14 protein-coding genes are annotated in these 13,191 nt (G+C 54.3%); 7 read left to right on the plus strand and 7 right to left on the minus strand.

All coding sequences use genetic code 11. The features are described from left to right. Positions 1 to 57: 57 nt before the first annotated feature. Together AAGF34_RS11570 and AAGF34_RS11575 are read right to left on the minus strand one after the other, a co-directional pair. On the minus strand, positions 58 to 1,572 hold the full coding sequence (locus AAGF34_RS11570; protein ID WP_342620748.1) for a hypothetical protein: 1,515 nt from the start codon (positions 1,570 to 1,572) through the stop codon (positions 58 to 60). A 208-nt stretch (positions 1,573 to 1,780) separates the two neighbouring features. Continuing rightward, a complete protein-coding gene (locus AAGF34_RS11575) occupies positions 1,781 to 2,257 on the minus strand; it encodes a helix-turn-helix transcriptional regulator (RefSeq protein ID WP_342620749.1) in 477 nt (158 codons plus the stop codon). An 81-nt stretch (positions 2,258 to 2,338) separates the two neighbouring features. Between AAGF34_RS11575 and AAGF34_RS11580 the strand changes: the two genes are divergently transcribed. Together AAGF34_RS11580 and AAGF34_RS11585 are read left to right on the plus strand one after the other, a co-directional pair. After that, on the plus strand, positions 2,339 to 2,656 hold the full coding sequence (locus AAGF34_RS11580) for a hypothetical protein (RefSeq protein WP_342620750.1): 318 nt from the start codon (positions 2,339 to 2,341) through the stop codon (positions 2,654 to 2,656). Beyond that, positions 2,656 to 3,006 carry a hypothetical protein gene (locus tag AAGF34_RS11585; protein ID WP_342620751.1) on the plus strand — a complete coding sequence of 117 codons (351 nt, stop codon included), beginning with the start codon at positions 2,656 to 2,658 and terminating at the stop codon, positions 3,004 to 3,006. Before AAGF34_RS11580 ends, AAGF34_RS11585 begins: the two co-directional genes overlap by 1 nt. A 41-nt stretch (positions 3,007 to 3,047) precedes the next feature. Here the strand turns inward: AAGF34_RS11585 and AAGF34_RS11590 are convergent, their stop codons facing one another. Both AAGF34_RS11590 and AAGF34_RS11595 read right to left on the minus strand, forming a co-directional pair. Beyond that, positions 3,048 to 3,722, minus strand: a complete 675-nt coding sequence (locus AAGF34_RS11590) for a recombinase family protein (protein WP_342620752.1) — start codon at positions 3,720 to 3,722, stop codon at positions 3,048 to 3,050. Positions 3,723 to 4,613: 891 nt separating this feature from the next. Next, complete coding sequence (locus AAGF34_RS11595) at positions 4,614 to 5,834, minus strand: hypothetical protein (protein WP_342620753.1); 1,221 nt, start codon at positions 5,832 to 5,834, stop codon at positions 4,614 to 4,616. 328 nt (positions 5,835 to 6,162) lie between these two features. Between AAGF34_RS11595 and AAGF34_RS11600 the strand changes: the two genes are divergently transcribed. From AAGF34_RS11600 to gvpU, 3 genes are all read left to right on the plus strand, one after another. After that, entirely contained in the window at positions 6,163 to 7,131 is a 969-nt protein-coding gene (locus AAGF34_RS11600; protein WP_342620754.1) for a DUF2971 domain-containing protein, read from the plus strand. Between the two features lie 271 nt (positions 7,132 to 7,402). After that, positions 7,403 to 7,747, plus strand: coding sequence for a hypothetical protein (locus AAGF34_RS11605; RefSeq protein WP_342620755.1), 345 nt, complete (start codon positions 7,403 to 7,405; stop codon positions 7,745 to 7,747). A 245-nt stretch (positions 7,748 to 7,992) separates the two neighbouring features. Beyond that, entirely contained in the window at positions 7,993 to 8,484 is a 492-nt protein-coding gene (gene gvpU, locus AAGF34_RS11610) for a gas vesicle accessory protein GvpU (protein WP_342620756.1), read from the plus strand. A 206-nt stretch (positions 8,485 to 8,690) separates the two neighbouring features. On the opposite strand, the gene AAGF34_RS11615 is transcribed toward gvpU, so the two are convergent. Next, entirely contained in the window at positions 8,691 to 9,833 is a 1,143-nt protein-coding gene (locus AAGF34_RS11615; protein WP_342620757.1) for a site-specific integrase, read from the minus strand. A 168-nt stretch (positions 9,834 to 10,001) separates the two neighbouring features. Between AAGF34_RS11615 and ychF the strand changes: the two genes are divergently transcribed. Further along, on the plus strand, positions 10,002 to 11,093 hold the full coding sequence (gene ychF, locus AAGF34_RS11620) for a redox-regulated ATPase YchF (protein WP_342620758.1): 1,092 nt from the start codon (positions 10,002 to 10,004) through the stop codon (positions 11,091 to 11,093). A 12-nt stretch (positions 11,094 to 11,105) separates the two neighbouring features. Then, positions 11,106 to 12,005, plus strand: a complete 900-nt coding sequence (locus AAGF34_RS11625; protein WP_342620759.1) for a DMT family transporter — start codon at positions 11,106 to 11,108, stop codon at positions 12,003 to 12,005. Here the strand turns inward: AAGF34_RS11625 and AAGF34_RS11630 are convergent. Then, positions 12,002 to 12,604 (minus strand): hypothetical protein, encoded by a 603-nt coding sequence (locus AAGF34_RS11630; protein ID WP_342620760.1) that lies wholly within the window; start codon positions 12,602 to 12,604, stop codon positions 12,002 to 12,004. The genes AAGF34_RS11625 and AAGF34_RS11630 overlap by 4 nt on opposite strands. Beyond that, positions 12,604 to 13,071: a YqaA family protein gene (locus AAGF34_RS11635; RefSeq protein WP_342620761.1), complete on the minus strand. Its 468-nt coding sequence runs from the start codon at positions 13,069 to 13,071 to the stop codon at positions 12,604 to 12,606. Before AAGF34_RS11635 ends, AAGF34_RS11630 begins: the two co-directional genes overlap by 1 nt. Between the last annotated feature and the right edge of the window lie 120 nt (positions 13,072 to 13,191).

The following is a 13,191-nucleotide window of genomic DNA, read 5'->3' on the forward strand; positions in this document are numbered from 1 at the left end:
CTTGAGCTTGTGCGGTTTTGAGGCTTGGACCAAAAAGTACTTTAAAAGCGTTGGAGCCTATCTATGACCACTCTTCGTGTGCTGTTTATCTAGTGTGGGTCGAAGATTTAACACTTCACGATAAATGGGATTTATTTCCCATCTGAGTCCGTCATCTATATTGGTGCGTGAGCGAAGCAAACCTGGCTGCTCGCGGTAAAGCACATGATCATATCCTCTATGCTCACCATAATCTCGCCTCCCAGAGAGAAAACCTATTTGGAAAAGGAAGTGAGCAACGTCGAGATCAGATGGCTTCCCGATATGGCCAGTCAGTGTGGGGTGGACCGCTTGGATTATTCTATTGTGTATGGTCTTTAGCAATTCATCGGTGGAATAGATGTCCGGTTGACGTGAAAATGCTCCCAGCAGCTCGCAAATTTGCGGGCACTGTGACTTAAATTCAGCCTCAGTATCCTCTATGCGTTTTCGACCAAAAGAAGATAGTTGTGTCTTAATATCGTCGAACCCTATTTTTTTTGCTCCTCGTTTTTCTGCTGCTTTTCCTGCCTCTTTGCAAAGCTCTACAAGCCAACGCGGTCTGTGGGCCGTAAGTGTCCATAGGACCGTATGCGGCGAGCGTGTGCGGTCGCTTCCACCCCATGGCATTGGCGCATCAAAGGCCATGGAAATTATGGCAAGCTCAGCAGCGGATTTTTCGTATGGAATCACTGATTGAACCAATGACCACTGATTTGTGCGTATTAAATATGATTTGATGCGTGTTGCCAATAATTCACGAAACTGATCCTGACTCCAAGACAGGTCGTGCATGTATTGTTCAATATGAGACAGTGACTCAAACTCTCGCTTAATAATTGCCCATACATTCGGTCTAATTGCCGTCCGAATACGTAGCTCAGGTATAACGCCTACTATTTGACGACAGGCCGTAAAGAATGAACCTAGCTTAATGCGCCAGCGTTCAGTATTGGCGAAGTTCTGATCAATATCGTCAACAACAATCCATATCAAAGGGCGTCCATTTAGATATCTCGTAACTAATTTTTGATAATCCGCTACGGGTAGCCTAATCCGATCCATAGGGACTTCTTTGGATTTTAATCTATCAACAATTGCAGACACAAAACTTCTTTGCTTGAAGCCGTTTGACTCGGCTTCCTCGACGAGAGAAATTGCATCGTCTGTAAATGCGGCCCCTAGGCGAGAACCAATCTCGTTGGCAACAAGCCTAAGCAGACTTTTCTTCCATTCACGAGTCCATAAGTCCGAATCTAAACCTTCAATGTTAGGGGAGTGATCGGGTCCAATTGCAGAAATTACAAGTTCTTCATTTTGAATCGGGGTGAGGTTGCGTTCTGCTATTCTTAATAGTGCAGATTTCCCTTCGCCTTTGTAGGCTCGAATAACCTGAATGGGACGTTCAGGATCCAAGAAGTCTTCGAGTTCAGGTCTTTTAACTGCGTATGAAAAGAAAAGCTCTCTTTGCTCAAGGTCGGCGGCGTCGTTGCCGAACAAATTGACATCGCCCAAGTTGAGCCTAAGTTGCGGTTTGATATGCATCGTTGACATTGATTGGCCTTGTGAATGCGGTGGGGCTAATTTGATACTCAGCCCAGACGCCGTAGATGCATAAGATTATGCTATTGCGCACAATCTTTAAGACGAGAAGGAAATTAATTTAAAAACGGCCGCAGCACTTTTGCAGCATTGCGACAAAAGACCACAGTAAGTCGGTGTAGTTGCCTTAGTGTTGTCCGGTCGGTATTGGGTGCACTCTTTACTTCTTTGGTAAAGCATCCCAACGTACCGCAGTCACAATGCCCCAGTTCCCAGCGCTGTTTGGTCGCAACCAGTAAGCCTGTTTCATCGCCTTGAGGTGAGCCAGTGCGGCCTCAAAGTCGTCAAAGTCAATCAAGTGGCCTTTCTCCCCGACCGTAAACCGTCCTGTTCGCTTGCGTTTCAAAGACGGATTGAAGCAGGTGCCATCGGCTGCGAATGGAACGGTGATCGGAGCTGCTTTCTTCTTTGCAGAAGCGGGGCTGGCTGATTCAAACAGCGCCTTGACCTCGATACCAAGGGCCTCTGCAATTGTCTCAAGGGCGTCCAGGGATGGATTGGCTCCTCCACGTTCAATGCGGCTCATGTAGCTGCGCGCAAAACCGCACTTGTCCGCGAATGCTTCTTGAGACATGCCGGATGCATGTCTGATGGCCTTCACTCTGGCGGCGAATTTTTTGCGCAGGGGTTCTTTCACCCTCTGGACTCTGTGTTAACGTCTACTTATTGGCCACTCACTAATCGTGCCAATTCGAGTCAAATACAAGAGCAGGGAAGAATGAAACGGGAACTTTTGCTAGCCATCGCCATGTCGTCCACCTTCGCCGGAGGTGCAATGGCCAATACAGAGAAGTACTGCAACACGGTCGCACAAATGGCGACCGAATACGTCGGAGATCGGGAGGCTAGGCAGCCATATGCGACCACCCTTTACACGATCGATGCAGCAGTAGACCAGGCCAACCTCAGTACTGCCGAAAGGCAAAAATGGAAGCGCGACCTGAAGGCGTCTGCAAAGATTGCTTACGTTGACTTTCCAAAGATCACTGAGGCTGGCATTTACAAACTGGTGCAGCTTGGCTGCATGTCAGAGTGATGAAGGCTCTTAACGTTAATCGTGGCTACCTCTTGAAGGTAATGGGTGTTGTCGCTCTGACCTTCGGGTGCGCATCGGCTGCGCACTCAGCCTTGAATGAAAAGTATTGCTTGTCGTCAGGGAAATTAGCGAGCGCACTCGCCAGGGCAAGGGATCGTGGTGTGACATACAAGGATATGAAGGCCCAACTCAGCAAGGCTCCATCCAACAGTCAAGAAGAGCGCGAAATGGGCTTCATGATGCTGAAAACGGTTTATGTTGACTCGCCCGAAATCACACCGGATCAGGTCGAAATGTTCTTCTATGGAGCATGTATGCAGACGAAATCCAAGATGGAAGCCGGCAATTGAGTGTCTTGGCGACCGCATGACGCACCTTCAAGACGTGGCCATCAGCACGGCGAAGCGAAGCCACTGTGGAACAGCCGCTGCACCTGACCCAATGACCAAGTGCCGCCCCGCGGTGCCTTGATGCCAAGGTCATTCAACTGAACCACCATCGCCCGCCTGCTCAAACCCTGGGCAGCAAACCCATTCAGCAAGGGCATCAAACGGGCGCTGAACGCTCCGGCAGCGGCTTGACGCTCTTGGGTATGTCTCTTGAGGTTGGCTGGCCCAGTCGCTCCTAAAACTACGCCGCGGGCCTTTGCGGCCGCAAGGGCATCACGGGTGCGCTCACTGATTCGGCGTGCCTCATGCTCTGCGAATGCAGCCATGATGTGGATGGTCAGCTGATTCGCTTCTGGCAGGTCACACGCCACGAACTTGACCTTACTCTCCATCAAGCCGCTGACGAAATGAACATTGCGGGCAAGTCGATCCAGCTTGGCGATCAGCAGTGTGCCTCCTGACTTCTTGCACAGATCGAGGGCACGACGCAGCTCAGGGCGGCGATCCAGGGCGTTTGCCCCCTTGCCAGTCTCGACCTCGACAAACTCAGCCAGGACGGTTTTGGAGCCGCCTGCGAGGTACTGCGTAACTGTCTGACGTTGGGCATCAAGACCCAGACCGGACGCGCCTTGCTTTTGGGTTGAAACTCTGAAGTAGGTAATGTATTGGTCTGCCATGGTGATCTCCAGTTGCTGTCCACGTTCAAGGACGAACGTCCTACGTGTATACAGATTGTTGGATGCCGTAATCGGGCCTACAAGGAGAGGCTGACGGACTGTTGTTTTGGCGAGGATGTTTACTGCCTTTACCGAATGCTGCCGGATCGTTTACTTTTGAGCTATATGGCCTGTTCTGTGTACTCTGCTGCTGACTCGGGCGACATTGGGGATGACAACAGCAGCGGCGGTAAACGTCACCGCATGTGTGATCGGGCGCAGCGGCAAGCATTTGGACCGTTTGTCAGCATGGAATCCTGGATTAAGCGAAGTCCGGCTGTAAAACGCACTGCGTCAATGTAGAGCCTTCTTCGTTCCGACGCCAAAAAGGTAATCCTTATACATAGGCATGGCAATCACCATCGGCGCCTTGGATGGCAGGGTGGTCGCTTCGCTCCCACCGTGCCCACCAGCGCGGCGAGGTATGTCGTACCAACCGAGTAACGCTGCACTTGCGGAAGAGCCGCGATAGCGGCGCATTCCGCACAGTGTTCAGCTCACTTCTGACAGCAAGGTAAGCCTACTCCGTCATGTTCTGAAATTTGCTTCGGATGTAACCCCCATCCCGTTGGTGATCTGAAGTCAATGCGCGAGCGCAGCGAAGCGCAACCAGAGGCCGATGTGGAGCCGCAGGCGACACAACAGGCCTCTGGTCTGGCCCTTTAGTTATCTACCTTCCACAATACCGGCTTACTTGCTTAGGTCATTACCTGCTTACCTATTATGGACAGCAGCGGGAGGGGGGAACTGGCCTCCTTCATTGGGAAAACATGAGGCTCGGTGTGAGTGATCCCCTCGTTCATGTCCCCCTCGATCCCCCCTTCTGGGCCACCCCAGTGTGACCCGCGACAATCAAATAATGCCCGTGACGTGTTTGTCCAGTGTCGTGAGTTTGTCCCGCACGGTCTTCACATCCAGGGTACGGCCGGTGCTCAGGGCGAAGATTTCCGCCACATGCTTTACAAGTGCCCCTTCACCCAAAAGCTCTCGTGCCTTCCACAATGCCTCGTAATCCGGTATGTGCTTTTCAATACGCACGTCTCTTTCTGCCCACTCATTGAGCTGCCTGCGAACGGATGCAATCTTGGGTGGTATGCGCGTACTACCGTGCTTTGTGGACTCCATCACCCTTTCCAGTCGATCCGCCACGTCGGTGCCCTTCAGGGTCACCAATTGACACTGCAGCCGGGGCGTAAGGTACAGAACTTCGTCCACCCTATGTCGGCTTTTCCACTTTTCACTGGCGAAAGACCAAGCCAGATCAAAAGGGAAGGCGCCACCTGGATAAAAAAGATGCTGGAGCGACTCGTCCCTGACAGTTACCCGTTCCTTCATGGTATGCAGCCAATGCAGATCAATCACCAACTGGTCACGATGAATTTCAAAGTAAATGGGGCTACCCTTTGCTTCGCCGACCTTGGGTTTTGGCCTGAATTCTGGCGCAATGCTTGACTCCAGATTGATCAAAATCGAAAGCTCGCAGAACTTTTGACGGATGGCATAGTAGTCACCGTGTACCGCAAGCGCGCTAGTCAGGGCAGCAAGTTGAGCGCGGGGATTGTCAACCGGCGGGAGCGCGTGAATGCTCTCCACTGGAAACCCTGAAGTGCGTGTAGCCGTCACTGTAGGGAGTTCAACTGTTGCCGAAGGGGTACTGACTGGCTCAGAAGTGGCAATCGTTGGTACAACGTCAGTCGGAGCCAGTTCGACGGTTGCCGCTTTGGCTTTGGCTATGACGGCTGAGGCTTCTTTCAGGTCTTCGCCTTCGGCACTTGCCACAGTAGGTTCTGGTTCCGATGGTCGTTCGCAGCTCACATCTGGCATGGGCACTGATGTCGAGCGTCCCAATTTCTTTCTTCCGGCCATGTGACGTTTCATATGGGCGGTCACGTCCACGCGCACCTTGATCAATTCAAGCGTAACAAGGCATTCATCATCGCAGGCGCTGAACGCCCCACAAGACGTGCATATGGGTGATTCATGAGAGAAAGCAGTTGCCGCGCCAAAACAAGCTGGGGCAGTCTTTCGGATACCATCGATTGGTGAAAGTGTCGTGTCGATTGTTTGAGTCATGAGCTTCCTTTCATTTGTTGCAGAAGCACATAAGTTACTAGGCGGACGTTGGCGGCGGCGTGTTTTATAAAAAAAACTACACATTTTGAAAATAAAGTTTGAACCTGTTGACGCGCCAACGATCGGTTGACAGCTAATCTTTGGTGGGGCGTTCGGTGTGCGGTCATTCCCGGTCGTCCATGCTGCATAGACCCAGTGGCGAGCATGTCCCATCAACGCATCAAAGCCTCCTGTATACACCCTATTGCCTGGCCGAATGCATATTCCCCGAACTGCGATAAGCTGCAATGGTGCGACCAAATTCGGCGTCAGGTAACTGAACAGGGGGATGAGTATTTCAAACGCATTTGACATTGCAAGCAAAGAGCTTTGGGCTGACTTCGACGAGGAGCGGTCATTCCCAGCAACGCGTCTTTTGCTTGCTCATTACACATCCATTCAAACTTTTGAGCGGATCATTGCAAACAGAGAGTTTTGGTTCTCGAATCCGCTCTATATGAACGATTTGGAAGAACTCAGGTTCGGCATGATCGAAGGCGCAGCAGAATTCCGTCGAAGCGAATTGCTAAAGAAAGCATGTGAGAGCGACGGGCGTCATAAGCACTTGGTAGATGCCTTTGATCAACATTTCAACGACTTTGACAAGAATCATGTTTTGAACACTTATCTAATGTGCTTCTCGGAGCACACTGCAGATGACAACGATGGCCTGCTGTCAATGTGGCGTGGTTACGGAAATGGTGGTTCCGGCGCGGCCATTGTTGTAGATACAAACAATATCAATGTAAATCCGGGTTCCCCGTTAATAGTGGGGAAGGTTCACTATGGAACCAAGGAGAAACGCTTCGCCTGGATACATCAAAAGATTGACTTACTCGCGAAGATAGTCACGGAGCACGCCAAAACAACTGACGACCTAAGTTCTGTGGCCTACGCGTGGTTTCACCGGCTCAAATCGTTTGCACTGTTCAGCAAGCACTCGGGGTTCCAGGAAGAGCGCGAGTGGCGAATCGTTTACATGAGCGACCGAGACAATGAGAAAAAGCTCCAGCCATTCTTTGGGCACTTGGCAACAAACAGGGGCATTGAACCCAAACTCAAACTCCCTATCAGGAAGATCGAAGGGGTGACAGCCGACGATCTTTCTCTCGAAAAAATCATCGATCGCATAATTCTGGGGCCGTCGATTGCCAGCGTTCTGGGGGTCAATTCGTTGAAGCAGATGTTGGCAAACTTGGGACACGCAAACCTCGCCGCCAGGGTGGTTGCGTCTGAGATACCCTTTAGGGCAACCTGAACTGGTCGAGAGGGGGCGTTCCCAATCCCTTTCAATCAAGGTGCATCCGTCAACTGCCTGACCGGACAGGCCAAAACGCTTCCTTGCCCCCTTGATGGGTTGCAATCTGGTTCGGTCAGCGCTTAGGATGTCGGCCTGTATGTTGCGTTGCCGCCGTCCAGCTAGGGCCTTCGATTTGAGCGGCGCCTTGCAAAGCTGCACTTGGCTCCTGGACGACGTTGGTGATTTCATGGTGGCTGGTCACAATCCAGATTGGAAAGGAAGTAAGAGCATGGCAACGATCATTGGGCGTTGGCGAGAGTCGCACATGCCGCCTACGCCGCCCTTGAGTTGGGCAGACGCTAACGGAGGGGTGAAGGGTGCTGTAGCGGTTGATGCGACCAACCGTGTCGTCGCACGTATCGAGCCGAAAGAGAACTCTTACTATCTCACTGTGGATGGCTGGATTTGGAACGTTGCGGGCGACAAGGGCACAGCGCGCCTCAATGCCATTCTGGCGAGCGATCCCGATCCCAGAGAGAAATGGACCAGCGAGAAGCCGGTGAAGCTGTTCACCAGCTTGGCTGCAGCGAAGACCGAAGCCGAAGAAATCGCCACCATGCTGTGGCCAAAATGAAGGCGGCTTCGTCTCGAAAGCCGACATTGCCATGCTCAATCTCAGCGGCGAGACCTGGCCATTAGCTGACACGTTACTTCCTGCCCGAAAGCAGATTTTCAAGTTCACCCAAATGGGGGATGGTCGGACAGCACCCGAACTGACACAATGGAGTCAAAGTGATAGTTTTCAATTTACTGCAATAAGCGCTCAGCACTAAAAAAGTCCTGCTTACTGTAACTAACTCGGGCCGTGGCTTGCGGTTGATGGGAAGATCCCTTTTATTCACTGGCAATTTAACAACAGGGAATTTAAAAATGTCGAATGCGGCAAACGATAACACTCCTATCCTAGTGGCTGAAACTGATTGGTTTCTTCAATCACTAGTGAATTTGACTAACAAGTCAGCATTCCAAGTTGGGATCACTTTGCAAGTAAGTGGAATGCTTGTATCCGGGGTCTTGGTTAGTCACAAGCAATATTTTGAAGGTTTTGCTTCAGAGTTGGCAAATGCATTTGCCGATACAGAAGAAGCGGAAACAATTAAGACCCATATTTCATCCTATGGCGATTCATACAAGTCCGACGGTGAAAATGAAGAGCCTCTTCCTCCGCCACAATTTATTCACTTAAAGGAAACTCGCTTTTTTAATACGGCAGGCAATCCAATTCCTGGCAATAGAGGTGTGTGGTGGCGCGGTCGAATATGTGAGGTTGGTGGTTTTACGCTTGGCAGCTTGAGTGCGTCAAACAGCTAATTCAACCATTAAGCCTTTACCAGTAACGGGCATCCACGTGAATTGAATGACCGCTTTTGAGCACAACGTAATTCCGCTTCCAGCCCTAAACAGCCAAATTGCAGACCTTGTGGGCATTGCTTGGGTCTGGTAATAGAGCCAGAGCCATCCAATCGATTCAAGCTGCATTCCCTTCAAACCTCAGTAAGGCACTCCCAAACCGCGGCCTAGACCCCGTGGTGGGCGTTCCGCATCAACCCCACCAAAGTCTCCTGAACCTGCTCCAGCGCACTGGTCACATCGCCTTCATTCAACCCAACATAGTGCCTGTGTAAGACATCGGTCTTCGGCGCGGTGTGGTTCAGAATTCGACGCAATACAGCATCGCCAAGCCCCAGCTTCTCACCCACGGTGGCAAGCATCTTGCGCAGGTCATGCAGCATGAAGCGCGGTGACCCCAGCCGCATCGCCATCCTGTACAGGTGCTCCGCACTAACTCCCTTGAACAGTTGTGCATCGGGTTCCAATCCCTTGCAGCGTCGTTTCAGAATTTCCCGCATCATCGGCGTGATCGGCAAAGAGTGGGGCTTCCCGTTTTTGGTCATGGGGATGGTCAAAACGCCCTTGGCAAGGTCAATTTGCTGCCGGGTCAACTCCCTGCATTCGTTGCGTCGCAAGCCCGTGTAGAGCGTCAGGAGCAAGAAATCACGCTGTTTCTCGCCCAGCTTGTCCACTGCCTCCCTCCAAGCCGGTAAGTCTGACTCTTGCAACCGACGTGCACGGGGCTGGGAGCGCTCTGGCATCAACCCAGCCGCAGCCAGCTTCACAAAGGGTGATTCAAGCTGTAAACCATGAACAGCATTCACGTACTTGACCAGGGCGCCCACGATGCCTCGACCTAGCTCAACTAGGGCGGAACCCTTTTCTTGGGCAAAATCGTGGCACCGTTCTCTAAACGCGCCATGCGCCATGTGACTGATCGGCTGATCCAGCCAGTCACCGAAGTGGGTACGAAAGAACGAGTCATACCTGCGCTGGCTGGACGCCTTGATGCTCTTGGCCTTGCAGTACGCCACAAAGGCCTCGCGCAGGTTTGGAAGGTCTGGTGCCACCCTGCGGCTGGGTGTTTCACCGTCTCTGCACTGCCTCAGAACGGTCATGGCCTTTGCTCTGGCTTCGCTGACGGTCATTAAAGGCCAATGACCCAGCATCATGCGGAACTGCCTACCCTTCACGCTGGTGGCAATCAGGAAGGTTCGTTTGCGAGCATTCAGACGCACGCCAAACCCACTCAGAACCCTGTCCCGAATGATCCTGCCATCTGTGGCGGTGGCCTTGGAAAGCATGGATTCGCTGATAAGTACAATCACGGCCTATTCCCCATGACAAAACGAGGACAAAAAACCGAGGTCGCGTAGCGCTGTCGGTACTTCGTGTTGTCCGTCGCCATCTCCACGTTTTGAAGGGGACTGGCGCCTCCACCGCGCCCACTTTGGGATCGAGGGTGCAGGCGGGGCCTCTAGATATAAGGATATTTCATGAGTTTGAAGTGTGGCATCGTGGGCTTGCCCAACGTCGGCAAATCGACCCTGTTCAACGCGCTGACCAAGGCGGGCATTGCGGCGGAGAACTATCCCTTCTGCACCATCGAGCCCAATGTGGGCGTGGTGGAGGTGCCGGATCCTCGGCTGCAGCAGTTGGCTGCCATCATTTCGCCCGAGCGCATTGTTCCGGCCATCGTGGAGTTTGTGGACATCGCGGGCCTGGTGGCTGGCGCCAGCACGGGTGAAGGACTGGGCAACAAGTTCCTCTCGCACATCCGAGAGACGGATGCCACCATCAATGTGGTGCGTTGCTTCGAGGATGACAACGTGGTGCATGTGGCGGGCAAGGTGGACCCGATTGCCGACATCGAAGTGATCCAGACCGAGCTGTGCCTGGCCGACTTGGGTGCCGTGGAAAAGGCTTTGCACCGCGTGACCAAGCTGGCACGCTCGGGTGACAAGGAAGCCGCCAAACAGGTGGCCATTCTGGAGCGCTGCCAGACTGCACTCAACGAAGCCAAGCCGGTGCGTACCATCGACTTCAGCAAGGAAGAACAGCTGCAGCTCAAGCAGTTTTTCCTGATCACGGCCAAGCCCGCCATGTTTGTGGCCAATGTGGCTGAGGACGGCTTCGAGAACAACCCCATGCTGGACCGCCTGACCGCCTTTGCGAATGCGCAAAAGGCTCCCGTGGTCGCCATTTGCGCCAAGCTCGAAGCCGAGATGTCGGAAATGGATGACGAGGACCGCCAGATGTTCCTGGAAGAGTTGGGCCTGCACGAGCCGGGCCTGAACCGGTTGATCCGCTCGGCCTACGCGTTGCTGGGCCTGCAGACCTATTTCACGGCAGGCGTCAAGGAAGTGCGCGCCTGGACCATCCACGTGGGCGACACCGGCCCGCAGGCTGCCGGCGTGATTCACACCGATTTCGAGAAGGGTTACATCCGTGCCCAGACCATCGCCTTTGATGACTTCATCCAGTACAAAGGCGAGCAGGGTGCCAAGGACGCGGGCAAGATGCGCGCCGAAGGCAAGGACTACGTCGTCAAGGATGGCGACGTGATGAACTTCCTGTTCAGCTCCTGATTTCACGCGCCCTTGCCGTTTTCCGTCTATGACCTGATGGCCCTGGGCGCGGCCGTCTGCTGGGCTTTTACCAGCGTGATGTCGGCGGGGTCGGCGCGCCATCTCGGGGCATTGGCATTCACCCGCTGGCGCATGGGGCTGTTGCTCTTCCTGCTGTGGCCGGTGGTGCTGGTCAGCGGCACCTGGCACAGCCTCAGCTGGGCGCAGTGTGGAGTCATGGCCTTGAGTGGGTTCATCGGCATCTTTGTCGGCGACACCGCGCTCTTTGCCGCCATGAACCGTCTGGGACCACGCCGCACCAGCGTGCTGTTTGCCACGCATGCCTTCTTCAGCGCCGTGCTGGGCTATGTCTTTCTGGACGAACACATGGGCCTGCAGGCCATGTTGGGCGGGGTGCTGGTGATGGGCGGCGTGATGACGGCGACGCTCTTGGGGACCCACAAGAATGAAGTGCACGAATGGGAGGCCAACCGAGGTGGTTGGGGCCTGGGCGTGGCGCTGGCATTGCTGGCGGCGCTGTGCCAGGCCAGCAGTTCCCTGATTGCCAAGCCGGTGATGGTCAGCGGTGTGGACCCGATTGCGGCCACCGCGGTGCGCGTCAGCGTGACCTGTGTGGCTCAACTGGTGCTGTTGTGGTCGGGCTACCCCGCAGCCCGTGCCCAGAACCCCGCCACGCCGCGGGTTCTGTTGCTGGTGGGATTCATCGGGTTTCTCGGTATGGGTGTTGGCATGAGCCTGATCCTGTGGGCACTGAAGCATGGCGATGTGGGCATGGTGGCCATTCTCTCCAGCGTGTCACCCGTGGTGGTGTTGCCCCTGCTGTGGTGGCGTCTGCGTCGGGCTCCTGCGCCGGGTGCCTGGTTGGGCGCCGCGCTGACCGTGGTGGGAACCGCTTTGGTGTTGTCCCGTTAGGCGGACATCAACCGGTTGTAGGCCTGGCGCGTCTGCTCGGATACGGAGGCCACGAGCTGGGCATGGGGTGTGCGGTGGCGCGCCATCATGCGCGCCGTTGCCACGGCCTTGGAGCGACAGAACCAGTGGCAACTGTGCTGCAGTAGCAGCAGCTCGGCGGTGAGCATATAGGCCTTGTCCCTTTGCGCCAGTCCGGCTTCGTTGCGCACCAGACGGTCCACACCCTCGCTGTGGATGCGCAGCAGGGCGCGCAGATCGGCGCTGGATTGCGGAAACAGTTGCACTGCATAGGGCACGGCGATGGGCAGCGTGCTAAAGCGCGTTGGTGCTGCGTCCAGCTTGGTGACCATGTCGGCAAAGCTGCGGATCTGGTCACGCAAGGTGATTTCGGCTTGATCCAGAACGCCCCACACCTGCTGGCTGCGTTGTGGGTCTTTTTCGCCCAGTGCGCGCAGATAGCCGTCAGCAACGGTTTCCATCAGTCTTTCCACCTGGAACTGCCCCAGGATGCCGGCCAGCAGATGGATGCGGCGCAGTTGCGATCGTTTGTTGACAAACCACGCGCCACCAAGGGCCAGCGATAAGAGAAGGAGTTCCATCAAGCAAATATTCCCAAGAGCGTGGACGTCATGAGCACGTAACGTATGAATTTACCAATCGCCATGTACAACAGGCAGGGCCAGAACGGCAGGCGCAACCATCCTGCAACGGCGCACAAGGGGTCGCCCACCAGAGGCAACCACGCCAGCAGGCAGGCCTTGGGACCGAGCTTCCTGAGCCAGTCCAGGGCGCGCACATGCATTTTGGAGTGGCTGTACTTGTCGGCCACCTGGTGGGCGCCATAGCCCATCCACCAGTCCACGGCACCACCCAGTGTGTTGCCCAGCGTGGCTACGCCGATGACCTGCCACAGCAGCTCCGGATTGAGTCTGATCAATCCGAACACCACCGGCTCCGAACCCAGAGGCAGCAGAGTGGCAGACACGAAGGACACCACAAACACCGTTCCCAGACTGTACTGCGGCAAGGCCAGCAGGGTGATGAGGTGATTGATCCAGGCTTCCATTTGCCACGGAGTATAGGAACTGCGGAATAAAAAATTTCAATTGCTGAAATTTTGAGCAGGTAGAATGCTGTCAGGCCTTTCGCAAACGCTACCCACCCCCACCTCCGTCTTCTTCACAAC

It is taken from the genome of Rhodoferax sp. GW822-FHT02A01 (genome assembly GCF_038784515.1).
In the GTDB taxonomy this organism is placed as follows: domain Bacteria; phylum Pseudomonadota; class Gammaproteobacteria; order Burkholderiales; family Burkholderiaceae_C; genus Allorhodoferax.